Annotated in this window: 26 protein-coding genes; 13 read left to right on the top strand and 13 right to left on the bottom strand. The window is 66.3% G+C overall.

What is annotated here, in order from left to right; genetic code table 11:
* Nucleotides 1-27 precede the first annotated feature (27 nt).
* A complete protein-coding gene (locus AU187_RS24545; RefSeq protein WP_059101577.1) occupies nucleotides 28-828 on the top strand; it encodes a crotonase/enoyl-CoA hydratase family protein in 801 nt (266 codons plus the stop codon).
* An 81-nt stretch (nucleotides 829-909) separates the two neighbouring features.
* Here AU187_RS24545 and AU187_RS24540 read toward each other — a convergent pair whose 3' ends face one another.
* The 3 genes from AU187_RS24540 to AU187_RS24530 are packed head-to-tail and all read right to left on the bottom strand — an operon-like array spanning nucleotide 910 to nucleotide 3,894.
* Complete coding sequence (locus AU187_RS24540; RefSeq protein ID WP_059101578.1) at nucleotides 910-2,103, bottom strand: cytochrome P450; 1,194 nt, start codon at nucleotides 2,101-2,103, stop codon at nucleotides 910-912.
* The gene (locus AU187_RS24535) at nucleotides 2,100-2,819 is read right to left on the bottom strand and encodes an acetoacetate decarboxylase family protein (RefSeq protein ID WP_059101579.1); all 720 of its coding nucleotides are present in this window, start codon (nucleotides 2,817-2,819) and stop codon (nucleotides 2,100-2,102) included. Before AU187_RS24535 ends, AU187_RS24540 begins: the two co-directional genes overlap by 4 nt.
* 43 nt (nucleotides 2,820-2,862) lie before the next feature.
* Nucleotides 2,863-3,894: an LLM class F420-dependent oxidoreductase gene (locus AU187_RS24530; protein WP_059101580.1), complete on the bottom strand. Its 1,032-nt coding sequence runs from the start codon at nucleotides 3,892-3,894 to the stop codon at nucleotides 2,863-2,865.
* Nucleotides 3,895-3,952: 58 nt separating this feature from the next.
* On the opposite strand from AU187_RS24530, the gene AU187_RS24525 reads away from it, so the two are divergent.
* From AU187_RS24525 to AU187_RS24505, 5 genes are read left to right on the top strand one after another with little or no spacing between them, the layout of a single operon-like run.
* Nucleotides 3,953-4,957 (top strand): Zn-ribbon domain-containing OB-fold protein, encoded by a 1,005-nt coding sequence (locus AU187_RS24525; protein WP_059101581.1) that lies wholly within the window; start codon nucleotides 3,953-3,955, stop codon nucleotides 4,955-4,957.
* A 10-nt stretch (nucleotides 4,958-4,967) separates the two neighbouring features.
* Nucleotides 4,968-6,023, top strand: coding sequence for a thiolase family protein (locus AU187_RS24520; protein WP_059101582.1), 1,056 nt, complete (start codon nucleotides 4,968-4,970; stop codon nucleotides 6,021-6,023).
* Between the two features lie 4 nt (nucleotides 6,024-6,027).
* Complete coding sequence (locus AU187_RS24515) at nucleotides 6,028-7,209, top strand: thiolase family protein (RefSeq protein WP_059101583.1); 1,182 nt, start codon at nucleotides 6,028-6,030, stop codon at nucleotides 7,207-7,209.
* Nucleotides 7,206-8,084 carry a TIGR03619 family F420-dependent LLM class oxidoreductase gene (locus AU187_RS24510; RefSeq protein ID WP_059101584.1) on the top strand — a complete coding sequence of 293 codons (879 nt, stop codon included), beginning with the start codon at nucleotides 7,206-7,208 and terminating at the stop codon, nucleotides 8,082-8,084. Before AU187_RS24515 ends, AU187_RS24510 begins: the two co-directional genes overlap by 4 nt.
* A gap of 3 nt (nucleotides 8,085-8,087) precedes the next feature.
* A complete protein-coding gene (locus AU187_RS24505) occupies nucleotides 8,088-8,504 on the top strand; it encodes a nuclear transport factor 2 family protein (RefSeq protein ID WP_059101585.1) in 417 nt (138 codons plus the stop codon).
* On the opposite strand, the gene AU187_RS24500 is transcribed toward AU187_RS24505, so the two are convergent.
* The gene (locus AU187_RS24500; RefSeq protein WP_059101586.1) at nucleotides 8,501-9,484 is read right to left on the bottom strand and encodes an MOSC domain-containing protein; all 984 of its coding nucleotides are present in this window, start codon (nucleotides 9,482-9,484) and stop codon (nucleotides 8,501-8,503) included. The genes AU187_RS24505 and AU187_RS24500 overlap by 4 nt on opposite strands.
* An 81-nt stretch (nucleotides 9,485-9,565) precedes the next feature.
* Between AU187_RS24500 and AU187_RS24495 the strand changes: the two genes are divergently transcribed.
* Nucleotides 9,566-10,225, top strand: coding sequence for a hypothetical protein (locus tag AU187_RS24495; protein WP_059101587.1), 660 nt, complete (start codon nucleotides 9,566-9,568; stop codon nucleotides 10,223-10,225).
* A 1-nt stretch (nucleotide 10,226) separates the two neighbouring features.
* On the opposite strand, the gene AU187_RS24490 is transcribed toward AU187_RS24495, so the two are convergent.
* Complete coding sequence (locus tag AU187_RS24490) at nucleotides 10,227-10,763, bottom strand: gamma carbonic anhydrase family protein (RefSeq protein WP_059101588.1); 537 nt, start codon at nucleotides 10,761-10,763, stop codon at nucleotides 10,227-10,229.
* A gap of 109 nt (nucleotides 10,764-10,872) precedes the next feature.
* On the opposite strand from AU187_RS24490, the gene AU187_RS24485 reads away from it, so the two are divergent.
* From AU187_RS24485 to AU187_RS24475, 3 genes are read left to right on the top strand one after another with little or no spacing between them, the layout of a single operon-like run.
* Nucleotides 10,873-12,039 (top strand): 3-ketosteroid-9-alpha-monooxygenase, oxygenase component, encoded by a 1,167-nt coding sequence (locus AU187_RS24485; RefSeq protein ID WP_059101589.1) that lies wholly within the window; start codon nucleotides 10,873-10,875, stop codon nucleotides 12,037-12,039.
* The gene (locus AU187_RS24480; RefSeq protein WP_502687792.1) at nucleotides 12,036-12,548 is read left to right on the top strand and encodes a hypothetical protein; all 513 of its coding nucleotides are present in this window, start codon (nucleotides 12,036-12,038) and stop codon (nucleotides 12,546-12,548) included. The genes AU187_RS24485 and AU187_RS24480 overlap by 4 nt, the downstream gene beginning before the upstream one ends.
* Nucleotides 12,549-12,599: 51 nt before the next feature.
* The gene (locus AU187_RS24475; RefSeq protein ID WP_286132157.1) at nucleotides 12,600-13,241 is read left to right on the top strand and encodes a sensor domain-containing protein; all 642 of its coding nucleotides are present in this window, start codon (nucleotides 12,600-12,602) and stop codon (nucleotides 13,239-13,241) included.
* Between the two features lie 74 nt (nucleotides 13,242-13,315).
* Here the strand turns inward: AU187_RS24475 and AU187_RS24470 are convergent, their stop codons facing one another.
* Genes AU187_RS24470 through AU187_RS24460 form a run of 3 tightly spaced genes read right to left on the bottom strand, consistent with a single transcriptional unit; the run spans nucleotide 13,316 to nucleotide 16,382 of the window.
* Entirely contained in the window at nucleotides 13,316-14,461 is a 1,146-nt protein-coding gene (locus AU187_RS24470; RefSeq protein ID WP_059101590.1) for a sulfotransferase family protein, read from the bottom strand.
* Nucleotides 14,458-15,240, bottom strand: coding sequence for an SDR family oxidoreductase (locus tag AU187_RS24465; protein WP_156425654.1), 783 nt, complete (start codon nucleotides 15,238-15,240; stop codon nucleotides 14,458-14,460). The genes AU187_RS24470 and AU187_RS24465 overlap by 4 nt, the downstream gene beginning before the upstream one ends.
* Before the next feature lie 14 nt (nucleotides 15,241-15,254).
* Nucleotides 15,255-16,382: a hypothetical protein gene (locus AU187_RS24460; protein WP_059101592.1), complete on the bottom strand. Its 1,128-nt coding sequence runs from the start codon at nucleotides 16,380-16,382 to the stop codon at nucleotides 15,255-15,257.
* Nucleotides 16,383-16,467: 85 nt separating this feature from the next.
* Between AU187_RS24460 and AU187_RS24455 the strand changes: the two genes are divergently transcribed.
* On the top strand, nucleotides 16,468-17,451 hold the full coding sequence (locus tag AU187_RS24455; protein WP_082684057.1) for an IclR family transcriptional regulator: 984 nt from the start codon (nucleotides 16,468-16,470) through the stop codon (nucleotides 17,449-17,451).
* A 117-nt stretch (nucleotides 17,452-17,568) separates the two neighbouring features.
* Here AU187_RS24455 and AU187_RS24450 read toward each other — a convergent pair whose 3' ends face one another.
* The 5 genes from AU187_RS24450 to AU187_RS24430 form a co-directional block, all read right to left on the bottom strand.
* Nucleotides 17,569-17,979: a heme-binding protein gene (locus tag AU187_RS24450; RefSeq protein ID WP_059101593.1), complete on the bottom strand. Its 411-nt coding sequence runs from the start codon at nucleotides 17,977-17,979 to the stop codon at nucleotides 17,569-17,571.
* Between the two features lie 120 nt (nucleotides 17,980-18,099).
* Complete coding sequence (locus AU187_RS24445; RefSeq protein ID WP_059101594.1) at nucleotides 18,100-20,196, bottom strand: RecQ family ATP-dependent DNA helicase; 2,097 nt, start codon at nucleotides 20,194-20,196, stop codon at nucleotides 18,100-18,102.
* A 65-nt stretch (nucleotides 20,197-20,261) separates the two neighbouring features.
* On the bottom strand, nucleotides 20,262-21,323 hold the full coding sequence (gene dmpG / locus AU187_RS24440) for a 4-hydroxy-2-oxovalerate aldolase (RefSeq protein WP_059101595.1): 1,062 nt from the start codon (nucleotides 21,321-21,323) through the stop codon (nucleotides 20,262-20,264).
* On the bottom strand, nucleotides 21,320-22,270 hold the full coding sequence (locus AU187_RS24435) for an acetaldehyde dehydrogenase (acetylating) (RefSeq protein ID WP_059101596.1): 951 nt from the start codon (nucleotides 22,268-22,270) through the stop codon (nucleotides 21,320-21,322). The genes dmpG and AU187_RS24435 overlap by 4 nt, the downstream gene beginning before the upstream one ends.
* Before the next feature lie 13 nt (nucleotides 22,271-22,283).
* The gene (locus AU187_RS24430) at nucleotides 22,284-23,069 is read right to left on the bottom strand and encodes a 2-keto-4-pentenoate hydratase (RefSeq protein ID WP_059101597.1); all 786 of its coding nucleotides are present in this window, start codon (nucleotides 23,067-23,069) and stop codon (nucleotides 22,284-22,286) included.
* A gap of 73 nt (nucleotides 23,070-23,142) precedes the next feature.
* Between AU187_RS24430 and kstD the strand changes: the two genes are divergently transcribed.
* Nucleotides 23,143-24,825 carry a 3-oxosteroid 1-dehydrogenase gene (gene kstD / locus AU187_RS24425; RefSeq protein ID WP_059101832.1) on the top strand — a complete coding sequence of 561 codons (1,683 nt, stop codon included), beginning with the start codon at nucleotides 23,143-23,145 and terminating at the stop codon, nucleotides 24,823-24,825.
* Nucleotides 24,825-25,685 (top strand): enoyl-CoA hydratase ChsH3, encoded by an 861-nt coding sequence (gene chsH3 / locus AU187_RS24420; RefSeq protein WP_059101598.1) that lies wholly within the window; start codon nucleotides 24,825-24,827, stop codon nucleotides 25,683-25,685. Before kstD ends, chsH3 begins: the two co-directional genes overlap by 1 nt.
* Nucleotides 25,686-25,834 lie beyond the last annotated feature (149 nt).

Here is a 25,834-nt window from a genome sequence, read left to right as displayed (position 1 = left end):
GGTGAATCAGGAGAGAGGCGGACACCTGTGAGTGAGCCGGCGAAGGGCCCCGACGCGCTCATTGAGCAGCGCGGACACACTTTGATCCTGACGCTGAACCGGCCCGAGGCGCGCAACGCGCTTTCCACCGAGATGCTCTCGATCATGGTCGAGGCTTGGGACCGCGTCGACAACGATCCGGAGATCCGCACGTGCATCCTCACCGGCGCCGGCGGCTACTTCTGCGCGGGTATGGACCTCAAGGCCGCGACGGCCAAGCCGCCCGGCGACTCGTTCAAGGACGGCAGCTACGACCCGTCGCGAATCGACGGGCTGCTGAAGGGCCGTCGCCTCAAGAAGCCGCTGATCGCCGCGGTGGAGGGACCGGCGATCGCGGGGGGAACCGAGATCCTGCAGGGCACCGACATCCGCGTCGCCGGCGAAAGTGCGAAGTTCGGCATCTCGGAGGCCAAGTGGAGCCTCTACCCGATGGGCGGTTCCGCGGTGCGCTTGGTGCGTCAGATCCCCTACACGATCGCGTGCGATCTGCTGCTGACTGGGCGTCACATCACCGCCGCCGAGGCGTTGGAGTACGGGTTGATCGGCTACGTGGTGCCCGACGGCACCGCGCTGGACAAGGCGCTGGAGATCGCCGAGGTGATCAACAACAACGGTCCGCTGGCCGTGCAGGCGATCCTCAAGACGATCCGCGAAACCGAGGGCATGCACGAGGAAGAGGCGTTCAAGCCCGATACCGCCAACGGCATCCCGGTGTTCTTGAGCGAGGACGCCAAGGAGGGCCCCCGGGCGTTCAAGGAGAAGAGGGCCCCGAACTTCAAGATGAAGTAGGCCTTCTCGGCACCGCGTTTGTGAATCTCACGACGCAAATCGCCGCTTTAGCGTCGTGAGATTCACACTCGAGGCGGGTTGCTAGGCGACCGGTTTCGTCGGCGTGAACACCACGGGCATCTGCTCCAGCCCGGACACGAAGTTGGCGGGGCGCAAAGGTAATTCGTCGCCGGAAGCCAACCGAAGATCGGGCAGGCGCTGCAGCAGCTTGGTCTGCATAATGGACAGTTCGAGGCGGGCGAGTTGGTTTCCCAGGCAGAAATGTGTGCCGAACCCGAACGCCAGGTGGTTGTTCGGATAGCGCTCGATGTCGAACCGTTCCGGATCCTCGAACACGGTCTCGTCGAAGTTCGCCGACTCGAACAGCAGGATCATTTTCTCGCCCTCCTTGAGGGCGGTTCCGTGAAATTCGGTGTCGGCGGTGACGGTTCGCGCCATGTTCTTGACCGGCGCAGTCCAGCGCAGCATCTCCTCGATCGCGTTGGGCAGCAGCGCCAGGTCGTTGATCAGCTTCTGATGCTGGTCCGGATGACGCAGCAGCTGCCGCGTCCCGCCGGAAAGGGTATGGCGGGTGGTCTCGTCGCCGCCGATCAACAGCAGCAGCACCTCGGTGACGATCTGGTGGTCCTCCAGCTTCGACCCCTCGACCTCCGCGTGCACCAGGACACTGACCAGGTCGTCGGTCGGCTCGGACTTGCGGGCCTCGATCATGCCCATCATGTACTGGCTGTAAGCCGCGAACGCGTCCATCGTGATCTGGAACTTCTCGGGGTCCGCGGTGCTGCTGAGGAAGCTGACCAAATCATCGGACCACTTGAGGAACATCTCGCGTTCCTCGGGGCGCACACCGAGCATGTCGCCGATGACGGCCATCGGCAGCGGCGCGGCGATGTCCCAGACGAAGTCGCACTCGCCACGCTCACAGACGTTGTCGATCAGCGTGTCGCACAGCGAACTGATCGACCCCTCAAGGTCTTTCACGCGCTTGCGGGTGAACCCGGCGTTGACGAGCTTGCGCCGCAACAGATGCTGCGGATCGTCCATCTCGATCATCATTTCGACGCCCGGCTGATCCGGCCGGATTCCGCCGGCGTTGGAGAACAGTTCGGGATTGCGCTCGGCTTCGATCACCGCGGCGTACGTCGCGGCGGCGGCCAACCCGTTGCGGTCGCGGAACACCGGTTCGTTCTCGCGCATCCACTTGTACACCGACCGCGAGTCGCCGGCGTAGAAGGCCCCGTCGGTCAGATCGACGTCCGGTCGAGTAAGCGTCATGGATGAACCTCCTGCGCGTCTGCGAACGACATCTCCACGTTGCCAGCCGAACTGGAGACCATCGCGCGTTTCGGGAAGCCTAACGAGGCCAGATCCTTCGCATAGGGATGTTCGCCCAACCGGACCTGTGCGCCGCCCAACCGATAGCGCACATCGGACAGCTTCATCTCCCCGACCGTCTGCCGCACCACTCCGTCGCGGTAGGAGTACGTGGGGTGCGCCTGCGGCTTGGACGTGAACGCCGCGGGCGCCTTCAGCCCCGGCTTGAAATCCATGCCGACCGCGAACTGGCCGTCGATCGTCACGTCGAACCCGAACGTGTGGCCGTCGCGAATCGTGAAGTCGGACATGACCTTCGGATAGCCCCAGATTTTCGTGCCCGCCTCGAGCGTGAACGCCTGGTCGACGGGCAGGTGGTGGATGAAGGCGCCGGCGTCCTGCAACGCGCGCGGGCCAGAAGCCGTCGACCCCGGCGGGTTCACCATCACGTTGGTGCCGTATTCGTAGTACTGGCCGAGATCGCCGTCGACGTAGTGCATCAGCATCAGCACGACGACCGCGCGTCCGGGCAGAAAGCGGCACACCTGCAGACCGCTGTAGTCGATCATCCGTTGGGCGGCGTCGGCGTCTACCGAGAACATCGCCATGTGTTGCTGCGCCTTGCGGATCTTCACCGGCATGGTCAGGACGGTGCCCGCGATGGTGTGCTGACTCATCGCGTCAATCTAGAACGCGTTATAGACAACTAGCAAGAAGTGTCTACACAAGTCCGGCGAGGTCGCGGATCTGCTCGGGCGACCGCGCGCCGACGACCATCATCGTCACCCCCGCGGCCTCCCACGCCTTGATCTGCTCCTGCACGTACGCGAGGTCGCCGACGATCGCCGAGTCGTCGACCAGTTCGTCGGGGATGATCTTTGCCGCCTCATCCTTGCGGTCGGCGCGAAACAGTTTGGTGACATCGTCGACCACCTCGGCGTACCCCATCCGGCGGTAGACATCGGCGTGGAAATTGGTGTCCTCGGCGCCCATCCCGCCCATGTACAGCGCCAGATGCGGCTTCATCAGTTCCATGATCTCCGCGCGGTCGTCGGTGACGACCACCTGGGCCGTCGCACAGATTTCGAAGTCCTCGCGGCTGCGGCGCGCGCCCGGTCGGGCGAAGCCCTCGTCGAGCCACTCGTTGTACATGCTCGCGATGCGCGGAGAATAGAAGATCGGCAACCAGCCGTCACAGATCTCGGCGGCCAGCGCGACGTTCTTCGGGCCCTCGGCGCCCAACATGACGGGGATGTCCGCGCGCAGCGGATGCGTGATCGGTTTGAGGTTCTTGCCCAGGCCCGTGGTGCCTTCGCCGGTCAACGGCAACGGATAATGCGGGCCGTCGCTGCGGACCGGCGCTTCCCGCGCCCAGACCTGACGCAGGATGTCGACGTACTCGCGGGTGCGGGCCAGCGGCTTGGGGAACTTCGCGCCGTACCAACCCTCCACGACCTGCGGCCCCGAAACACCGAGGCCGAGGATGTGGCGCCCGCCGGAGAGGTGGTCGAGCGTCAGCGCGGCCATCGCGCACGCGGTGGGGGTGCGCGCCGACAGTTGGATCACCGACGTGCCGAGCCGCATCCGCTTGGTCTCGCGTCCCCACCAGGCGAGCGGCGTGTATGCGTCCGACCCCCACGCCTCGGCGGTGAACACCGTGTCGAAACCCGCGTCCTCGGCCGCGGCGACCAGTTCGGCATGGTTTTCGGGCGGTTGGGCGCCCCAATAACCGAGTTGAAGACCTAGCTTCATTAGTTCGCCTCCGGACCCGTCCTTGAAACCATTGTTAGAACCTGTTCTACTCGATGCCGTGACCACCAGCCAAAGCAGCCCGGTGCAGATCGATCCCCATCAGCGGCCACTTTCGGCTCCGCTGAGGCTCTCATTCGACTACACCCGTTCAGTAGGGCCACTCCTGTCCCAATTCTTCACCGCCCTGCGCGAGCGACGCATCCTCGGCGTGCGCGGTTCGGACGGCCGGGTGCTCGTACCACCCGCAGAGTTCGACCCCGTCACCTACGAGAGATTGACCGAGATCGTACCGGTGGCCGGTGTCGGGACCGTGGTGTCGTGGACCTGGCAGGCGACGCCGCTCGAGGGCCAGCCGCTGGAGCGGCCGTTCGCGTGGGCGCTGATCAAGCTCGACGGCGCGGACACCCCGCTGCTGCACGCGGTGGACGCGGGTTCGTCGGACGCGATCAGCACCGGAACCCGGGTGCACGCGCACTGGATCGACGAGCCCGTCGGCGCCATCACCGACATCGCGTACTTCTCACTCGGTGACGAAGCCGAGCCGGAAGGTCAGGCCGACGAGCGCGACCCGATCACGGTGCAGGTGACGCCGAGCAGCATCGAGATCCAGCACACCGCGTCGTTTCCGGAGACCACGTTCCTCAAGGCGCTCGAAGAGGGCAAGCTGCTCGGCGCCCGCACGAAGAACGGTCGCGACGGCAAGCCCGGCAAGGTCTACTTCCCGCCGAAAGAGGCCGATCCGGCCACGGGCCTGGAACTCGACGAGTTCGTCGAACTGCCGGACAAGGGGACGGTGACGACGTTCGCGGTGATCAACATCCCGTTCGCCGGCCAGCGCATCAAGCCGCCCTACGTCGCGGCCTACGTCCTGCTCGACGGCGCCGACATTCCGTTCCTGCATCTGGTGACCGAGATCGACGCGGCCGACGTCCGGATGGGCATGCGCGTGGAGGCGGTGTGGAAGCCCCGCGAGGAGTGGGGCCTCGGCATCGACAACATCGACCACTTCCGGCCGACGGGTGAGCCCGACGCCGAATACGACTCCTACAAGCACCACCTGTAAAGGCGCTGAAATGACTGAGATCGCTGTCGTCGGATTCGCGCATGCACCGCACGTGCGCCGCACCGACGGGACCACCAACGGCGTCGAGATGCTGATGCCGTGCTTCCACCAGCTCTACGACGAGCTCGGCCTGCAGCAGACCGACATCGGCTTCTGGTGCTCGGGCTCCTCGGATTACCTTGCCGGCCGGGCGTTCTCGTTCATCTCGGCGATCGACTCGATCGGCGCGGTGCCACCGATCAACGAGTCTCACGTCGAGATGGACGCGGCATGGGCACTGTACGAGGCCTACATCAAGCTGCTGACCGGCGAGGTGGACACCGCGCTGGTGTACGGCTTCGGCAAGTCCAGCGCCGGCACGCTGCGCCGGGTGCTCGCGCTGCAGACCGACCCGTATACCGTCGCGCCGCTGTGGCCGGACACGGTGTCGATGGCCGGCCTGCAGGCCCGATTCGGTCTCGACGCGGGCAAGTGGACCGCCGAGCAGATGGCCCAGGTCGCACTGGACTCCATGGCGGCCGCCGGACGCACTGACAGCGAGAAACCGGCCAAGTCCATCGACGAGCTTCTGTCCAGGCCGTACTTCGCCGATCCGCTGCGCCGCCACGACATCGCACCGATCACCGACGGCGCGTCGGCCATCGTGCTCGCCGCCGGCGACCGGGCCCGTGAGTTGCGCGAAAACCCGGCCTGGATCACCGGATTCGAGCACCGCATCGAAACCCCCGTGCTCGGCGCCCGCGACCTGACCACCTCGCCGTCGACGACAGCTTCGGCCGACGCGGCCACCAACGGCGACGCCGGTTCGATCGAGGTGGCCGAGATCTACGCCCCGTTCAGCCATCAGCACCTGATCCTCAAAGAGGCGATCGGCCTGGGCGACACGACGAAGATCAACCCGTCGGGCGGCGCGCTGGCGGCCAATCCGATGTTCTCGGCGGGGCTGGAGCGCATCGGCTTCGCCGCCCAGCACATCTTCAACGGCTCCGCGCAGCGGGTGCTGGCCCACGCCACGAGCGGGCCTGCGCTGCAACAGAATCTCGTCGCCGTCCTGGAAGGGAAGTAACGAAATGGCGGGCCAACTCGCAGCGGTGCTGGGCACCGGGCAAACGAAGTACGTCGCCAAGCGCCAGGACGTGTCGATGAACGGCCTCGTGCGTGAGGCCATCGACAAGGCGCTGGCCGATTCGGGTTCGACGATGGACGACATCGACGCCGTAGTGGTCGGCAAGGCGCCCGACTTCTTCGAGGGCGTGATGATGCCCGAGTTGTTCATGGTCGACGCCGTCGGCGCGACCAACAAGCCACTGATCCGCGTGCATACCGCCGGTTCGGTGGGCGGGTCGACCGGCGTCGTCGCCGCGTCGCTGGTGCAGTCGGGCAAGTACCGCCGGGTGCTGGCCATGGCGTGGGAGAAGCAGTCGGAGTCGAACGCCATGTGGGCGTTGAGCATTCCGGTGCCGTTCACCAAGCCGGTCGGCGCGGGCGCGGGCGGCTACTTCGCCCCCCACGTGCGCGCCTACATCCGTCGCTCGGGCGCGCCGAACCACATCGGCGCGATGGTCGCGGTCAAGGACCGGCTCAACGGCGCCAAGAACCCGTTGGCGCACCTGCACCAGCCCGACATCACGCTGGAGAAGGTGATGGCCTCGCAGATGCTGTGGGACCCCATCCGGTTCGACGAGACCTGCCCGTCGTCCGACGGTGCGTGCGCGGTCGTGATCGGCAACGAAGAAACCGCGGATCGCCAGGTGGCCGAAGGCAATCCGGTGGCGTGGATCCACGCCACCGCGCTGCGCACCGAACCGCTGGCCTACTCCGGGCGTGACCAGGTCAACCCGCAGGCCGGCCGCGACGCGGCCAAGGCGCTGTGGAAGGCGGCCGGCATCACCAGCCCGATCGACGAGATCGACGCCGCCGAGATCTACGTACCGTTCTCGTGGTTCGAGCCGATGTGGTTGGAGAACCTCGGCTTCGCGCCGGAGGGCGAAGGCTGGAAGCTCACCGAAGCCGGTGAGACGGCGATCGGCGGCAGACTGCCGGTCAACCCGTCGGGCGGGGTCCTGTCATCCAATCCCATTGGCGCATCGGGCATGATCCGCTTCGCCGAGGCCGCAAGGCAGGTCCAAGGCAAGGCGGGCGACCATCAGGTGCCCGATGCCCGTAAGGCGCTCGGCCATGCCTACGGCGGCGGCTCGCAGTACTACTCGATGTGGGTCGTCGGTTCCGACAAGCCGGCAGCCCAGTCGTGAAATACACCTGCAGCGTCGCGATGGGCCCAGTCGAGGAGCTCATCGAGATTGCCAAGACGGCAGAGGAAGTCGGGTTCGACGCGATCGCACTGCCCGACTCGCTGTTCTACATGGAGAAGCAGTCGACCGACTATCCGTACACGCCGGACGGCTCGCGGATGTGGAACGCGGAGACCCCCTGGGTCGACCCGCTGATCGCCGCGGCCGCGATGGGTGCGGTGACGTCGACGCTGCGGTTCTACACCAACGTGCTCAAGCTCGGCTCACGCAACCCCCTGCTGCTGGCACGCCAGGTCGGCTCGGTGGCGAACCTGACGAACAACCGGTTCGGCTTCGGCGTCGGAATCGGCTGGGCACCCGAGGAGTTCGAGTGGTGCGGCCAGCCGTACGCCAAGCGCGGTAAACGCGTCGACGAGATGATCGAGGTGATCAAGCTCGTCCTGGCCGGTGGCATGGTGGAGTTCCACGGCGAGTTCTACGACTTCGACAAGCTGCAGATGAGCCCCGCGCCCAGCAAGCCGGTGCCGTTCTACGTCGGCGGTCACACCGAGGTGGCGCTCAAACGCGCGGCGCGGGTCAGCGACGGTTGGACCAGCGCGATGATGACCGGCGACCAGTTGGCCGAGACCATCACCAAGCTCAAGGCGCTGCTCGCCGAATACGGTCGTGCCGAGGCGCCGTTCGAGTATCAGGCGGTGTGCATCGACAAGTTCGGCGTCGACGGGCACCGCGAACTCGCCGAGGCCGGCGTCACCGACAACATCGTGATCCCGTGGGTCTTCGAGGGTCTGGGCTTCGACGCGCCGCTGGAGAAGAAGAAGGACGCGATGAAGCGCTTCGCCGACACCTACATACACTCGGGCTGGCAGGACTGACCGATGACCGTCACCGATCCGGACGCGCCGGTCCACCTGGCGGGCAAGCGCTCACGCGAGGCCGCGATCGCGCACGACAAGCAGGCATGGCTGGACAACTTCGCCGACGACGCCGTCGTGGAGGATCCCATCGGCCCCTCGCACTTCGATCCGGAGGGCAAGGGCCATCGCGGTAAGGAAGCCATTGCCGCGTTCTACGACAAGGCGATCGCACCGAGTGAACTGACGTTCAACTTCGAGCAGACGTATCAGTGCGGCAACGAGGAAGCCAACGTCGGCAACATCGTGATCCGGTCCGCCGGATACGAGGTGACGGCCGAGGGCGTGTTCACCTACCGAGTCGACGATGCCGGAAGGATCGTCGCGCTGCGCGCGTACTGGGAACTCGACCGAGCGACCGCCAGCGCTCGAAAGATCTAGCGCGAGAAGCGGTCCGCCGCCGACGTCGCCAGCCCGAACGTCAACCGCTTCGCGCGCCGGGTCGCGTCGGCGAGGATTCGCTGTGGCCTCGCAGCCGTGCGCACGTCGGCCGTATCCCCCACCCGGACAACGCCTTCGGTCTGCACCCAGCAGTACACGCCGAGGCACCGCTGCGCACGCTGCGCGACCGCGCGGGTGATGCGGCGGTCGACCTCGAGACCGGGTTGGGGGCGGCTGGGCACGACACAGCGGATCGTCGGCATGGTGACCTCGAGCACCGCGCCGCCCACCGTCAGTTGCCCTCCCGTCCAGTGTGATTCGGGCAGTGCGTCGTCGGAATCATCGAGCGTCAGAACGACGTTGGGCCGGAACCGGCGTACGTCGACGTCGGCGCCCACTGCCCCGCCGATCGTGGCAAGGCTCGTCTGGCTGATCACATGTACCGGCGCCAGGTCGACGAACATCCCCGGCGGCGTCGAGTAGCGGGCCAGCATGGCCAGATCGGACATCCGGAACATCGAGACGTCCGGGAACCCCTCGTCTTCGGTGATGCCGAAGTCCTGCCGGTAGGTCGCGATCGAGATGTTGTCACGCTCGTGCTTGCTCAGCCGATGCAGGCTGGTGTCCTCGGCCGGCGGCAGCGCGGTCAACCGGACGTCGCGGCCGGCCACTTCGGACAGCTTCGAATGGACACCGGCGTCATTGCTGGACATGACGGTGCCGTCGGGAAAGGTGATCTCGACCTCGGGCACGTTGCCGGGCCCTGCATCCGCCGCGAGTGGAGCGGCGTAGCGGGCGGTGGCGGTCAGCAGCGCCGGTATGCGCCTGGCCGACGCGGTGACGTCGCGTTCGAGGTCCCGCACGGCCCACAGCCGGTCGCCGTGCAGCCCCCGCGGTCCTATCTCGATGCGGTCGACCTGCTCGCCGCCCAGCGACTTCACCGGATACCGCCAGAGGGCCGCGACGTTGCCAATCGTCATCTGACCACCGTATCGCCCCGCGCCGGTACCTTGGGTGTTTGACCGATTGTTCAGCAACGAACGTCACGAAACGAAGATCGAATGCCTGCGAACCGCCGTAATTCATATCGGAAGTCTTTGTCCGCCATCGCTTTCGCGACGCTGGTATGCGCCGCGGGGGCCGGCTGTGAATCATCGGGGCCGGCACCCGATGGCGGCGCTCCACGCCTGCCCGCCTTCACGACCTCACAGGCGCAGCCGGCCCCGACCACCAGCCCCACCGGCGACGCGGCACCCGAGGGTGACTACAGCGGTTTGCTGCTTCGTCCAGAAGACCTCAGCGATGCCGAGGACACCTTCGCGGTGCGCTCGACAACCCCCGGCGGTCCCGACGGGCTGCCGGGCGCAAGTGCGCTCTTCGTCAACCAGGACGACACCCGGGCGATCTCCGACGCCATCGTGATCTATCCCGACGCCGCGACGGCGACCACGACGTTGCGTGAGGCGCTGCCGACGATCGGCACGGTCGTCGCCGGCGCGACTCCACGACCGGCCCCGGTCGGCACCGACGGCACCATGGCCATCGGCATGTCCCCCGACGGCACCAAGGCGGCCACGCTGCTGTTGTTCACGCAAGGTCCCGCGCTGGTACGCCTGGAATTCGAGAGCGCACCGGGCGACGCCACCACCGACGAGTTCGTCATCAACATCGGAAAAATGCAGCAGATCGCGCTGCGGACCGGGCTCAGCCGATCGCAGTGACTCAGCGCTCGTCGTCGACGCGCTGCAGTGACGCCGAGTACCTGCGAGCCAACTCCTGGTACGCGCCGGGATTGGTGTTCACCCACATCTCCGCGCCGGTCCCCGCGATCGGGCCGCGCACCTTCGCGGGCGACCCGGTGACCACGACCTCGTCGGGGATCTTCGTGCCACCGATGACCAGCGAGTGTGCCGCTATCAGGCTGCGCTTTCCGATGACCGCGCCGTCGAGCACCGTGCAGTGGTTGGCGAGCACCGCCTGCGCGCCGATGTGTGCTCCGTGCACCACGCACGCGTGCGCGACCGTCGCGCCTGGCCCCACGTCGACGGGAATCCCCGGCGGTGCGTGCAAAGCGCAGCCGTCCTGGACGTTTGCGCCCTCACGGATCACGATCGGCGCGAAATCGGCGCGAAGCACCGCGTTGAACCACACCGACGCGCCCGCCTCCACGTGTACGTCACCCACCAGCGTCGCAGTGGGCGCGATGAACGCGTCCGGATCGATCGTCGGAGCGCGGCCTTCGAAGGAGTACAACGGCATCGTTTGGTTATACCGCTGGATATACCGCAGGTAGAGGCGTTTGGATTGCGCGCCGCGCGGGAAAAACTGTAACGTGTTCTAGTTAGAGACACATAACGGGAGGCCCACCGTGACTACCGACAGTGCGGGAATTCGCGAGATCGACACCGGCGCTCTGCCCGACCGGTATGCCCGAGGCTGGCACTGCCTGGGCCCGGTGGAGAGCTACCTGGACGGGAAGCCGCACGGCGTCGAGATCTTCGGCACCATGCTGGTGGTCTTCGCGGACTCGCACGGCGACGTGAAAGTGCTCGACGGCTACTGCCGCCACATGGGCGGAAACCTCGCCCAGGGCACGATCAAGGGCGATGAGGTGGCGTGCCCGTTCCACGACTGGCGCTGGGGCGGCGATGGCAAATGCAAGCTGGTGCCTTACGCCAAGCGCACACCGCGACTGGCCCGCACTCGCGCCTGGCACACCGACGTGCGCGGCGGCCTGCTGTTCGTCTGGAACGACCACGAGGGCAACCCACCGCAACCCGAGGTCCGGATCCCCGATATCCCCGAGGTCGAGAGCGACGAGTGGACCGACTGGAAGTGGAACTCGATCCTGATCGAGAACGCCAACTGCCGGGAGATCATCGACAACGTCACCGACATGGCGCACTTCTTCTACATCCACTACGGGCTGCCGACGTACTTCAAGAACGTCTTCGAGGGCCATATCGCCTCGCAATACCTGCACAACGTCGGTCGGCCCGACATCAGCGACATGGGCACCACGTACGGTGAGGCGCATCTCGACTCCGAGGCGTCCTACTTCGGTCCCTCGTTCATGATCAACTGGCTGCACAACAACTACGGCGGCTACAAGGCCGAGTCGATCCTGATCAACTGCCACTACCCCGTCACCCAGAACTCGTTCATGCTGCAGTGGGGCGTCATCGTCGAGAAGCCCAAGGGCCTGGACGAGGAGATGACCGAGAAACTGGCGAACACGTTCACCGAGGGCGTCAGCAAGGGCTTCCTGCAGGACGTCGAGATCTGGAAGCACAAGACCCGCATCGACAACCCGCTGCTCGTCGAGGAAGACGGCGCTGTCTACCAGATGCGGCGCTGGTATCAGCAGTTCTACGTCGACGTCGCCGACATCACGCCGGATATGACCGACCGCTTCGAGATCGAGGTCGACACCACAGCGGCCAACGAGAAGTGGCACGTCGAGGTCGAGGAGAACCTCAAGCGGCAGGCCGAACAGAAGGACGAGAAAGAAAAGGCCGACCAAGCGAGCTCATGACTCCGCGCCGAGACGCTCCCGACTCCGGTCAGATTGTCGGCCCCGCCGACTCCGGCCAGATTGTCGGCCCCGCCGACGTCGACCGGCTGGCCCGGGCGATGTTGTTGCTGCACGGCGGCCATGACGACGACCACGACCACGGCCACGGTGGTGAGCCGAGGCCCGGAAGCACCTGGAAGGCACCGCCTTTCGGCGCGGACCGCGCCGCGGCACTGAGGGAGGCCACGCAGCGCGACCGTGAGCGCTATCTCAAGTCGGGCCTGGTGTCGGTCGACTGCCGGTTCTGCCACGTCTCGGTGGATGTCAAGAAGCTCGGGGCGGCTCACACATCGGTGCAGTGGAACGCCGAAGCGTCGCAGCGCTGCGCGTACTTCAACGAGATTCGGCAATCCGGCGGTGATCCGGCCCGCGCGAAGGCCTGTCCGAGGCTGGCCGACAGCATCAAGCACGCCGTCGCCGAAGGCTGTCTCGAGGAGATGTCGTCGGCCCCCTCCCCGGGCGACGGCTAGCGATATCTCGCGCTAGCCCCCTTCCCGCGAGAAGACGTAAAGTGCCCTGAAATGCGGCAATTTTGGGTCACTTTCTGTCTGCTCGCGATGGGTGTCGTCGCGGCCTGCACGCGCGTGGTGGACAGCCCGCAGCCGACGGCCGAACTGCCGGTCGCACCGATCGCTGCGGGACAGGTCGGCAAGCTGTTGAGTTCGAAGGTCGCCAAGGCCGACGGCAACCTGTTCGTCTCCGTCGAACCCCAGGACTGCGCGGGAGTCGCACGTGAGGTCGATCCGCCGTTCATCGTCGATCACCACCCCGCGGCGTACGACGGCGGCCACTGGTACGTCGACCAGCCGGAGACATACATCGAAGAGATGGTAGGCGTGTATCGGGCAGACTTCGACGCCGGAGCCGCATTGGCTGCAGCGCGCCAGTCCATCGAATCATGCCGGGGTAAGACGTTTCTGGTGACGAGCATGAGCGAGCGCGAGTACGCCTTCGAACTGCTACCGCCGATGGAGTCAGAGTCGCCGGAGATCCTGTTGTGGTCGTTCAAGGGCGACGACTGGGCATGTGACAGCGCATTCGTCGCCGCGCACAACGCGGCCGTCGAGATCTCGACATGTGGCCCCGCCAACGGCTACGACGTGCGTTCACTGGCCGAGGAAGCGTTGAAACGTATTGATACGCTGGCCAACACGACGGCGTGAACACCCGCGGGCAGACGTGAATTGCCCCGAAACGCTGCGAAAGAGAGGCACTATGCGTCTGCTCGCGGAGAAGGTCACAACCCCGCAAACCGGTCCTTGACCTGCTCGTCGCTCAGACCGTAGTCGGCCAGCGAATAGGTGTGCTTGGGCGCGCGCGGGCCCTGCTTGCTCTCCTCGTGGCTGCGTTCCATCGCGGCTCGCGCGTCCTCGGTGAAGTCGATGTCGAAGTGCCGGTACACGTTCTCCACGGTACGGACCGGGTCCTTCACGAACTCGAAGTAGTCCAGGTCATAGAACTGCGCCGGATCATGTTCGGCGCGAACCCGATTGAACAGCTCCAAACCCCGCGACCAGGTTTCCATCGCGTCCCGGCCGATGACCTCGCCGGTGAAGCTGTTCGACCAACCTTCGGTGGTGTGCTGGGCCAACGAGCACATCGACGCCATGATCGTCTCGACCGGCCGGTGGCACTGGATGACCAGAGCGTCCGGATAGGTGTTGAACAATGCGTCGAGCGCGAACAGGTGGCTGGGGTTCTTCAACACCCAGCGCTTCTCGGGTTCGTTCAGGCCGATCAACTGGAGGTTGCGGCGATGCCGCTGGTAGGGCTTGGTCCAGTCCTGCTCGGCCAGCCAGTGTGCGTAGGTCGGAATGTGCGCCAACGTCTCGTACGACACCGAGTGCAGCGACTGACGCAGCAGTTGCCAGCACTCCTCGACCTCGTCGGCGGTCATGTAATGCAGGCCGGTGTAGTCCGGGTTCTCCTCGTGCGCCTTCTTGAACCGGGCGTCGAGCTCGGCGAAAACCGGGTTGTCCAGCCATGTTTCGCGGGGTGGGCGCGGCTGCGGGAACTCCGCCAGCCACATCTCGAGGCCCTGGTGTCGCGGGTCGGCGGCCAGCAACCGGTGGATGGCGGTGGTACCGGTGCGGGGCAGGCCCGTGACGAAGATCGGCCGCTCGACAGGCACGTCGGCATGCTCGGGGTACTGCTTGAACGCCGCCTCGCTCACGAGCCGGGCCACCAATGCGTTGCGCACGAAGAACCGCTGCATCTTGCTGCCGAACTCGGTGAGATCGGCGTCCTTTCGGTAGGACTCGAGCAGCACCGCCAGCGCTTCGCGGTAGTTGTCGTCATCGCTGCCGAAGTCGTCGAGCCCGCACGCCTTGGTGGCCGAGGCATGCAGATCCTCGACCGTGCCGACATCAGTACGCGCACTCACGCCTTGTACTCCCCGCAGTTGACGTCGAGCGCCTGTCCGGTGATGCCACTGGACAAATCGCTTGCCATGAACAGGATCGCCGAGGCCACCTCGTCCTCGGTGGGCAGCCGCTTGAGGTCCGACGCAGCCGCCGTGGCCTTGTAGATCTCGTCGACGGTGGTGCCGTACTTGCCGGCCTGATGGCTGAAGTAGCTCTCCAGCGTTCCGCCCCAGATGTATCCGGGCAGTACGGAATTCACCCGGATGCCCTGCTCACCGAGTTCGGTGGCCAGCGACTGCGACATCGCCAGCAAGGCCGACTTCGCCATCTTGTAGGCGCCGTACTTGGCCTGCGAGTGGCGCACCACCATCGAATTGACGTTGACGACCGATCCGTTGGCCTCCGCCAGCGCGGGAGTGAAGCCTTGGATCAATCGCAGCGCGCCGAACACCGTCAGCTCGATCGCGTCCCGCATGTGCTCGAAGGTGGTGTCGGCCAACGGTTTCATCGACGGCACCCGAAACGCGTTGTTGATCAACACGTCGACCTTGCCGTACGCCGTCATGGTCTCCTCGACGAGGTTGCGCACCTGGGCCTCGTCGGTGATGTCGGTGCCCACTGACAGGGCGCGCCTGCCCAGGTTCGTCACCTCCTTGGCGACGTCCTCGAGTCGTTCGACCGTGCGCGCGGCGAGCACCAGGTCGGCGCCGTTCTCGGCGCACCGCCGCGCGAGCGTGGTGCCGAGTGCGGGACCGACGCCGCTGATGACGACGACCTTGTCCTTAAGCAGGCCATCCAGCGTACCCGCCATCGTCAGCCCACCATCCTGTTCTGAATCTGCTGTTGCCGCAGCGCGATCCGCGCGCGCCAGTCTTCCTCGGAAATCTTGTTCGACTCGTAATATGGCAGGTTTTCGGAGACCTTGTCGACTTCGACGATCTCGACCGTCGGGCCGTCGGCCTCGGTCAGCTCGCGCGACAGTCGCTGCCAGCGGAACTGCAGGTATCCCTTGGCGTGGCCGAGCGTCTCGCACCAGTTCGTCACGCCGGGATTGGCGTCGGACACCACGATGCGGATCTTGCCGTCCGGATCCGCTTGTGCCTGAGTGCCATTCAGCGACGTCTGGTGGTTGATGTAGTCCAGCGAGATGTACCACAGGCTGCCCAGCTGGAAGCCGAGGTACGGCGCGTCGGGCACCGGCAGCGTGATGACCATCGCCTGGTCGGGGCTCAGGTCGAAATGCCCGACCGACGAGTACTGGGTGGCCAGACCGCCGGGGGTGAGCCGCGGCGCCACCATGGTGTTGACCGGCAGGTTGTTGTAGAACCACTGCGGGAACTGCAGCCACGTCTTGATCCGCTGCACCAACTGCTTGCCCGCGACCGCGTACCGCTTCTCGATCGTCTCCTTGGTCAGCGGCGGCGGCGCGGTGCCCGCGGTGTCGGTACGCGCGATGCTGATGTAGCCGCGCTGGGCCGACCAGTCGTTGTACACCTCACGTACCAGCAACTGCGACGGGCTGGTTGGCGTGACTCGCCACTCGAAGGTGCCGTCGGCGGCGATGTCGAGTTCGCGGTCGTCGAACGCTGCCTGGCTGACGGGCACGTTGTCGTCGGTGTACTCGCCGCCGAGCATCTGGAAACTCAGGTCGGTGGTGGTACCGCGTTTTCCGGTGACGACGTACTCGTGGCCGGGCTGGACGCGGGTGCCGAAATAGAGCGTGTCGGGGTTGTCCAGGGCCATCTTGGTGAACGGTCCGGTGCCGGACTGCATGAACGGGTGGTCGCGGTCGTAGTCGAACGCCAGGTGCGTGCAGGCGGCGACACAGCCGGCCAGGTATTGCAGGCCTTCAAGAAGGTCGGCCTCGGACTCGATGAACGGCGCTTGCGTGACGAGGCGTTCGGCCTCGGCGATCGCGTCTACCAATGGCTGCGAGTACACCCCCTGAAACTAGAACGCGTTCTAGCGGTAGTCAATATATAGAACGAGCTGGTCCAAATATGGAACGTAGAGTAGGTTGTCCCGCATGGCCGGCCTGGATCGTCCGCGAGACTCACACCAGGGTGGTGATTCGTTGCACGATCACGACCCTGGTGTTGATTTCGCGAGAGCCACCGGTCGCGCGTCGCCGCCGACCGAACGCGTGGTGCGCATCCTGGATTACCTCGCGGGCCACCCCGACCAGCGGTTCGGTGTCTCCGAGTTGGCCCGCCGCCTCGGGCTGAGCAAGCCGACCTGCCTGGGTATCGTCACCACGCTCTCCGATGCGGGCTACCTCGTGCGCGACCCCGGCGACAAGACCTACCGGCTGGGTCCGTCACTGATCACGCTCGGCCACAAAGCGCAGGAGTCGCTGCGCGTCAGCCCAGCCGCCCGCGAGCAGCTACGGCGGCTGTCGTCCCGCTACGGGGTCACCGCCGCGCTGTCGGCTGTCATCGACGATCGGATCACGCTGCTCGACCTTGTCGCGCCGCCCGGCACCAGGCCCGGCGTCGTGGTCGGCCAGAGTTACCCGTTCGCGCCGCCGGTCGGGCTGATGTTCGTGCTCTGGGACGACGAGGCGCAACGCGACTGGTTGGCCAAAGAGCCGACAATCCCGTTGCGCACCGACACCGAGCGGCTGAACCGGGTGATCGCCGAATGCCGCGCGCACGGGTACCTCGTCGAACGGCTGACACCCGGCGGGCGGCGGCTGTATTCGTTGATGGCGGGAATGTCGACCGAGCTGCCCGACGAGTTGCGCGCGCTGCTCGGCGAACTGGTATCCGACATCGGCGAGCGGGTGTATCTGCGCGCCGAGACCGCGGGCGCCCGCAGACGACACGACATCAGCGTGATCTCCGCGCCGGTGTACGACCACTACCAACGGCAAGTCATGGTCGCGTCGATGCACATCGGAAAGTCGTTGACTGACAACGAAATTACCGAGCGGGCACGGGCAGTGGTGGCAACGGCCGATGCGGTCACCGCGCAACTGGGCGGAGTGAAGAGCGTAAACACTTCCCGGTAACGAACTTGTGCACGTTCTGGAGCGCTCACCGCTCGCGGTGCACAAATCGCAGAACTCACCGCGCCGACCGGAGCCGGCGCGGTGAGCTTCTGATGTCGTACTGGTCAATCAACCGATTCAGACGTCAGTCAACGCCTCTGAAATCGGCGTCGGCTCAACCTCGATGCCGCACTGGCTCGAGATCGCGGCTGCCGGCTCGTTGATCGCCTTGAGCTCGGACTCGACCTGCGGATTCTCCGCGAAGTAGGTGCGGAACGCCTCCGTGACCTGCTCCTGCGGTTGCGTGGCGATCTCCGTCAGCGCCTCGTTGGCCTCGGGGTGCGAGGAGAGGTAGTTGCTGGTGGACGCCGACACCGTGCTCGCGGTGTTGGCGATTGCGCTCACGCTGCAGGTGTTGTCCTGCGCCGGCGCAGGGGCCGGCTGGGCGCTGGCAACGGGTGCGACGATCGCGGCGGAACCGAATGCGAGAAGACCGCCTGCAAACATGCCGTACAGGCCGCGTCGCACGGTCGTAACGGACATCTTCATCGAATCACTCCTTCAGTCTGCGACCCGGTGGCCGCTCCCGAAGGCGTAACCGGCCTCGGGGGCGACCTAAACAACCCCAGGCCAGGCGCCGTATTCCGGCGGAGTCAGACTTTCGCCACGTCAGCTCACGCCCGCCAGCGTGAACGGCAGCACGGCCGGCGCGCCCGCGGCCCTCACCAGCCGCGATGCCATCGTCAGCGTCCACCCGGTATCGGCCACGTCGTCCACGAGCAGCACCGGCCCACCGGCCGCGGCGATCCGTGCCGGATCGGGCGCCGTCCACGCGTCGCACAGCGCGGCGACCCGATAGGCGGAGTTCGCCGCGGTCACCGGCCTGCGCCCGGGCGCGTACTGCAGAACACCCAGGTCGGTCAGTCGGCCGAGGCGGGCGAGTTCTCGCGCCAGTGACGAGATCAACATCGGGTGCGCGTGTGAATCCAGCGCCATCACCGCGGTCGGGCGGGTCTCCCAGTCCCACGCGGCCAACACCTGCACCGCGGCCTGGACCATGTCCCCGGGCACCTCCGCATCCGGAGCGTCGAGCAGGTGTCGTAAGCGGGCTCCCCAGCCGAGATCGGTCAGTCTGCCGATGGCCCGGCCGCAAGCGGGGCCATCGCCGATTCGGCCCTTGAGATCGATCCCGATCCTGCTCAATCCGGACGGCCACTGTTTGCGAGGCGTGAGTTCCACCCCAGGACGCAAGAGCGACGCTCTGGTGCGCTCCTCTGCCGTGGTGTCGACGGCCGCGTCGTACCGCGGTCCCTCGCAATTGTCGCAGCGGCCGCAACGCTCGCCGTCGGTGAGGGCGGGATCGTCGAGTTGAGCCCGCAGGAAGGCCATCCGGCAGCGGTCGGTGGCCTGGTAGTCGAGCATCGCCTGCTGTTCCCGCTTGCGCGCGTCGTCGAGCTTGCGATAACGCGGTTCGTCGTAGGTCCACTCCTGGCCGGTGCCGACCCAGCCGCCCTTGACGCGCCGCACCGCACCGTCGACGTCGAGCACCTTCAAGACCATCTCCAACCGGGTCCGATTGAGATCGACGAGTGGTTCCAGCGCGGCTGTCGACTGCGGGCGTTCCCGATCCAGCTCTCGGATCACCTTGCGCACCACCGCTTCTGGTGGAAATGCGACCGAAGCAAAGTACCGCCAGACGTCCTGATCTTCTCTGCCGGGCAGCAGGACGACCTCGGCGCTCTCTGTCGACCGGCCGGCCCGGCCCACCTGCTGGTAGTAAGCGATCGGCGAGGACGGAGCGCCGAGATGCACGACGAAGCCGAGGTCGGGTTTGTCGAATCCCATGCCGAGCGCCGACGTCGCGATCAGCGCTTTGACGCGGTTGGTCAGCAGGTCCGCCTCGAGTTGTTCGCGTTCGGCGGCCTCGGTGGAACCGGTATAGGCCGCCACGGGATGCCCCTGCTCGCGCAGCAATGCGGCAACGTCGTGTGCCTGTGCAACGGTCAAGGTGTAGACGATGCCCGAACCGGGTAACGAATCCAGGTGTGCGGCAAGCCATGCCGCTCGCTGCGCCGGGTTGCCGGCGTTGACCACCGACAGGCGCAGCGACTCCCGGTCCAGCCCACCGCGCAGCACCAGAGTGCTGCCGGCTTCGGAGCCGCCGACGCCCAACTGCGCCGCGACGTCGTCGACCACCCGGTCGTTGGCGGTCGCGGTGGTCGCGAGCACCGGGACGTCGGCGCCGAGTTCGGCGATCAGAGTGCGGATCCGTCGGTAATCGGGCCGAAAGTCATGACCCCAGTCCGATACGCAGTGCGCCTCGTCGACGACCACCAACCCGGCATCGCGCGCCAGCGCGGGCAACACCGCGTCGCGAAAGTCCGGATTGTTCAACCGTTCCGGGCTGACCAGCAGGACGTCGAGCTCGCCGCCGCGTACCCGGCGGTGGATGTCGTCCCAGTCGGCGACGTTGCTCGAGTTGATCGTCGCGGCGTGCACACCGGCCCGCTCGGCGGCGGCCACCTGGTTTCGCATCAGCGCCAGCAGCGGTGACACGATCACGGTCGGGCCGTGTCCGTCGGCGCGCAGCAGTTTGGCGGCGATGAAGTAGACGGCGGACTTACCCCAGCCGGTGCGCTGTACGACCAGGGCGCGCCGCCGGTGCACCACCAGCGCTTCGATGGCGGCCCACTGGTCGTCGCGCAGACTCGCCCGCGGCCCGGCCAACCGCTCGAGGATCGCCTGAGCCTGTTCGCGGGTCGTCATCGCGGCCGATTGTGAACCTGGCGACGAAAAATCCGGAAGAACGTCGTCAGATTCACAAATGCGGTTCAGGAGCTCGCCGACGCGGCCTCTTGCTCGCGCTTGATCTCCAGCGCGATGTCGATGAGCTGGTCCTCCTGGCCGCCGATCAGCTTGCGCTGCCCGGCGCGGTGCAGCAGCTTGTGTGCCGGCACGCCGTAGCGCTCGGACTGGCGGATGGCGTGCTTGAGGAAGCTCGAGTACACCCCCGAATAGCCCATGATCAGCGCGTTGCGGTCCAGCAGGCATTCGGCGGGCATCGCGGGCGCGACGACCTCTTCGGCCGCGTCGGCGATGTCGAAGAAGTCGATGCCGGTCTTGACGCCGATCTTGTCGAACACCCCGATCAGCGCCTCGACCGGCGCGTTGCCCGCGCCCGCGCCGAAGCGGCGGCACGAGCCGTCGATCTGCTTGGCGCCCGCGCGCACCGCCTCGATCGAGTTGGCCACGCCCAGGCCGAGGTTCTCGTGGCCGTGAAAGCCGACCTGCGCGTCGTCTCCGAGTTCGGCGACCAGCGCCGCCACCCGGTCGCGCACGCCCTCGAGCACCAGCGCGCCCGCGGAGTCGACCACATACACGCACTGACACCCGGCGTCGGCCATGATGCGCGCCTGTTCGGCCAGCTTCTCCGGCGGGATGGTGTGGCTCATCATCAGGAAGCCGACCGTCTCCAGGCCCAGTTCGCGGGCCAGCCCGAAGTGCTGGATCGACACGTCGGCCTCGGTGCAGTGCGTGGCGATCCGGCAGATCGACCCGCCGTTGTTCTGCGCCTCCTTGATGTCCTCCTTGGTGCCGACACCCGGCAGCATCAGGAACGCGATCTTGGATTCCTTGGCGGTCTCCGCGGCGAGCTTGATCAGCTCCTGCTCCGGCGTCTTCGAGAACCCGTAGTTGAAGCTGGACCCGCCCAGCCCGTCACCGTGGGTGACCTCGATGACCGGCACCCCCGCGGCGTCCAGCGCCGCAACGATCCCGTGCACCTCGTCCTTGGTGAACTGGTGACGTTTGTGGTGGCTGCCGTCGCGCAGCGACGTGTCCGTCATCCGGACGTCCCAGATCGGGTTGAAGTAGATCTGTTCGGTGACGCTCATGCCTGGCCTCCTGTCGATACGGAGAGGCTCGCCCCAGCCTGTTTCCGGGCGATCTCCTCGCCCACCTTGGCCGCCGCTGCGGTCATGATGTCCAGGTTTCCAGCGTAGGGCGGCAGATAGTCGCCCGCACCCTCGACCTCGATGAACGTGGTGACCAGATGGTTGCCACCGTTGACCACCGAGGGCTCGTCGAACTGCGGTTCGTTGAGCAACCGGTAGCCGGGGACATACGTCTGCACCTCGGCGACGACATCCTTGATGGACTGCGCGATGGCGTCCCGGTCGGCGTCTTCGGGAATGGCGCAGAAGATCGTGTCGCGCATGATCATCGGCGGTTCGGCCGGGTTGAGGATGATGATCGCCTTGCCGCGCTGGGCGCCGCCGATGTTCTGCACACCCGCAGCGGTGGTCTTGGTGAACTCGTCGATGTTGGCCCGCGTGCCGGGGCCTGCAGACGCCGACGACACCGACGCCACGATCTCGCCGTAGGGCACCCCACCGATGTCGCGGACCGCACGACTCACCGCGTACACGATCGGGATGGTGGCCTGACCACCGCAGGTGACCATGTTGACGTTGGGCGCATCCAGATGCTCGTCCAGGTTGGCCGGCGGAATCACGCCGGGCCCGACCGCGGCCGGGGTGAGGTCGATGGCGCGGATGCCGGCCTCGGCGTACTTGGGGGCGGCGTCGCGGTGCACGTAGGCGCTGGTGGCCTCGAAGACCATGTCGGGCTTCTCGTCCTGGGCCAGCAGCCAGTCCACGCCCTCGTGCGACGTTTCCAACCCGAGCTTGCGGGCGCGGGCCAGACCTTCGCTCTCCGGGTCGATGCCGATCATCCAGCGCGGCTCGAGCCATTCCGAGCGCAGCAACTTATACAGCAGGTCGGTGCTGATGTTGCCCGATCCGACGATCGCGACGGTGCTTTTCCCGGCCTGTCCGGCCATTGTGTCTCCCTACCTATTCGAAGCTCAAACGAACCGAGCCCAGCCCGGCGAAATCTGCGACGTAGTCGGCGCCGGGTGTGGCGTCGAACGCCTTGGTGCACGACCCCGGCAACACGATGTCACCCGCCTTGAGGCGGACGCCGAAGCTGTCGACCTTGCGTGCCAGCCAGGCCACCGCGGTCACCGGGTTGCCGAGCACCGCATCGCTGCGGCCCTTCGCCACCACCTCGCCGTTGCGGGTGAGGACGGCATCGATCGCGGTGATGTCGATGTCTTTGGGTGAGACCCTGGCTTCCCCGAGCACCCAGCCCGCCGACGACGCGTTGTCGGCGATGGTGTCGCAGAGTTTGATTTTCCAGTCCTTGATGCGGGTGTCGATCAGCTCGATCGCGGGCGCGAACGCCGCGGTCGCGGCGAGCACGTCATCCTCGGTGCAACCGGCGCCGGGAAGGTCGTCGGCGAGGACGAAGCCCACCTCCACCTCGACGCGCGGGTAGAGGTAGTCCGCAGATTTGACCGGCCTGTCTTCGAACACGGCCATCTCGTCGAGCAGGTGCCCGTAGTCGGGTTCGTCGACGTTCATCATCTGTTGCATGGCCTTCGACGACAATCCGACCTTGTGACCGATGACCTTGGCGCCCTCGGCCACCCGCTGGCGGATGTTGATCAGCTGAATCTCGTAGGCATCGACCACGTCGATGTCCGGATGCCCGTCGGTCAACGGTGCGATCGGAACCCGGCTGCGCTCGGCCTGCGCGAGGTCGGCGGCGAGCTCCTGACGCACCTGGTCACTGAGCATTCTTATGAAGTCCCCTTGTTCTGTTGACCGGCGCGGTTGTGGGTCTGCCGGACGATTCTATAACGTGTTCTACATGAGCGGTCAGGAGTATGACGTCGTCGTGGTGGGCACCGGCGCGGCCGGCATGGTCGCTGCGCTCACCGCAGCCCACCAGGGACTTTCCACAGTAGTCGTCGAGAAGGCTCCGCACTACGGTGGTTCCACTGCGCGGTCAGGTGGCGGTGTGTGGATTCCGAACAACGAGGTGCTCAAGCGCGACGGTGTCAAAGACACGGCCGACGCCGCCCGCACCTACCTGCACAACATCATCGGCGACGTCGTGCCCGCAGAGAAGATCGACACCTATCTCGACCGCGGTCCGGAGATGCTGTCTTTCGTGCTGGAGCACTCGCCGCTGAAGCTGTGCTGGGTGCCGGGCTACTCCGACTACTACCCCGAGACACCGGGCGGCAAGCCGACGGGCCGCTCAGTCGAACCCAAGCCGTTCGACGCGAAGAAGCTCGGGCCGGATCTGCCGGGCTTGGAGCCGCCGTACGGCAAGGTCCCGCTCAACGTGGTCGTCATGCAGCAGGACTACGTTCGGCTCAACCAGCTCAAGCGTCACCCCCGCGGTGTGCTGCGCAGCCTCAAGGTCGGTGCGCGCACGATGTGGGCCAAGGCCACCGGCAAGAACCTCGTCGGCATGGGACGCGCGTTGATCGCGCCGTTGCGCATCGGCCTGCGCGACGCGGGCGTGCCCGTGCGGCTGAACACCGCGCTGACCGACCTCTACGTCGAAGACGGCGTCGTGCGGGGGATTTACGTACGCGATGCCAGCGCGTCGGAAACCGCTGAGCCCGAACTGATCCGGGCTCGCCGCGGAGTGATCCTCGGCTCGGGTGGCTTCGAGCACAACGAGCAGATGCGGGTGAAGTACCAGCGCGCCCCGATCACCACCGAATGGACGGTCGGCGCCAAGGCGAACACGGGTGACGGCATCATCGCCGCCGAGAAGCTGGGCGCCGCGCTCGACATCATGGAGGACGCCTGGTGGGGCCCCACCGTTCCACTGGTTGGCGCACCGTGGTTCGCGCTGTCGGAACGCAACTCGCCGGGTTCGATCATCGTCAACATGGCGGGCAAGCGGTTCATGAACGAGTCGATGCCCTATGTCGAGGCCTGCCACCACATGTACGGCGGCCAGTACGGGCAGGGGCCGGGACCCGGCGAGAACATTCCGGCGTGGCTGGTGTTCGACCAGCAGTACCGCGACCGCTATATCTTCGCCGGACTGCAACCTGGCCAACGGATTCCGAAGAAGTGGCTGGAGTCCGGCGTGATCGTCACAGCGGACACGCTCGAGGAGCTGGCCGAGAAGACCGGTCTGCCCGTGCAGGCTTTCACCGAAACGGTCGAGCGCTTCAACGGTTTCGCCCGGTCCGGCGTCGACGAGGACTACAAGCGCGGCGAGAGCGCCTACGACCGCTACTACGGCGATCCGACCAACAAGCCCAACCCCAACCTCGGCGAGATCAGCCACCCGCCCTACTACGCAGCCAAGATGGTGCCCGGCGATCTGGGCACCAAGGGCGGCGTGGTCACCGACGTGCACGGCCGTGCGCTGCGCGACGACGGCTCCGTGATCGAAGGGCTCTATGCTGCAGGCAATGTCAGCGCGCCGGTGATGGGCCACACCTACCCGGGTCCGGGCGGCACCATCGGCCCCGCGATGACGTTCGGATACCTTGCCGCACTACACATAGCGGGGAAGAACTGATGCCCATCAATCTCGACGAGGCGCTCGGCGCGGAACTTCCTGCCGCCGAGTTCTCTTGGACAAGCAGCGACATTCAGCTCTACCACCTCGGGCTGGGCGCCGGCGCCGACCCGACGGACAAGCGCGAACTGCGCTACCTGACCGACGAAACCCCGCAGGTACTGCCGACATTCGGCAACGTCGCGCAGAGCTTCCACATGACCGAGCCGCCGACGGTGAAGTTCCCCGGCATCGACATCGAGCTGTCGAAGGTGCTGCACGCCAGCGAAGCGGTGTCAGTGCCGGGGCCGATCCCGCCGGCCGGCACCGGTATCGCGGTCACGCGCTTCACCGACATCTGGGACAAGGGCAAGGCGGCGGTGATCTGGTCGGAGACCACGGTGACCGCGCCCGACGGCACGCCGCTGTGGACCCAGAAGCGTTCGATCTTCGCCCGCGGCGAAGGCGGCTTCGGTGGTGAGCGGGGTCCGTCTGGGTCTTCGGAGCCGCCACCGCGTGCGCCCGATTTCGAACTCTCGATCCCGGTGTCACCGCAGCAGGCGCTGCTCTACCGGATGTGCGGCGACCGCAATCCGCTGCACTCGGATCCCGACTTCGCAGCAGCTGCCGGCTTCCCGCGGCCGATCCTGCACGGCCTGTGCACTTACGGCATGACGTGCAAAGCGATGGTGGATGCCCTGCTCGACGGTGACACCGCCCGGGTCGCAAGCTATGGCGCCCGGTTCGCCGGCGTAGTGTTCCCGGGCGAGACACTCAAGGCCAGCGTCTGGAAGAACGGCGACGGGTTCGTCGCGACGGTGACCGCACCAGAGCGTGACGACGCGGTGGCGCTCGCCGGCGTCGAGTTGATTCCCGCGTAACTCGGGCCCTGCCCAGTTTGCCCTGCCCGACGAAACCGTATGAAACGCAACGCCAACCGTGTCACATGCTCGAAAAGGTCGTTGCCACATGATGACTCGGGTAGCCCTAATGTCAAGGGCTTCAGTCGATCCGGAATCCACAATCGCCG

Origin of the sequence: Mycobacterium sp. IS-1556 (assembly GCF_001499985.1) — a bacterium.
In the GTDB taxonomy this organism is placed as follows: Bacteria; Actinomycetota; Actinomycetes; order Mycobacteriales; family Mycobacteriaceae; genus Mycobacterium.
Note: the sequence above shows the minus strand (reverse complement) of the source record. Positions and strands in the feature narration are given on the sequence as shown.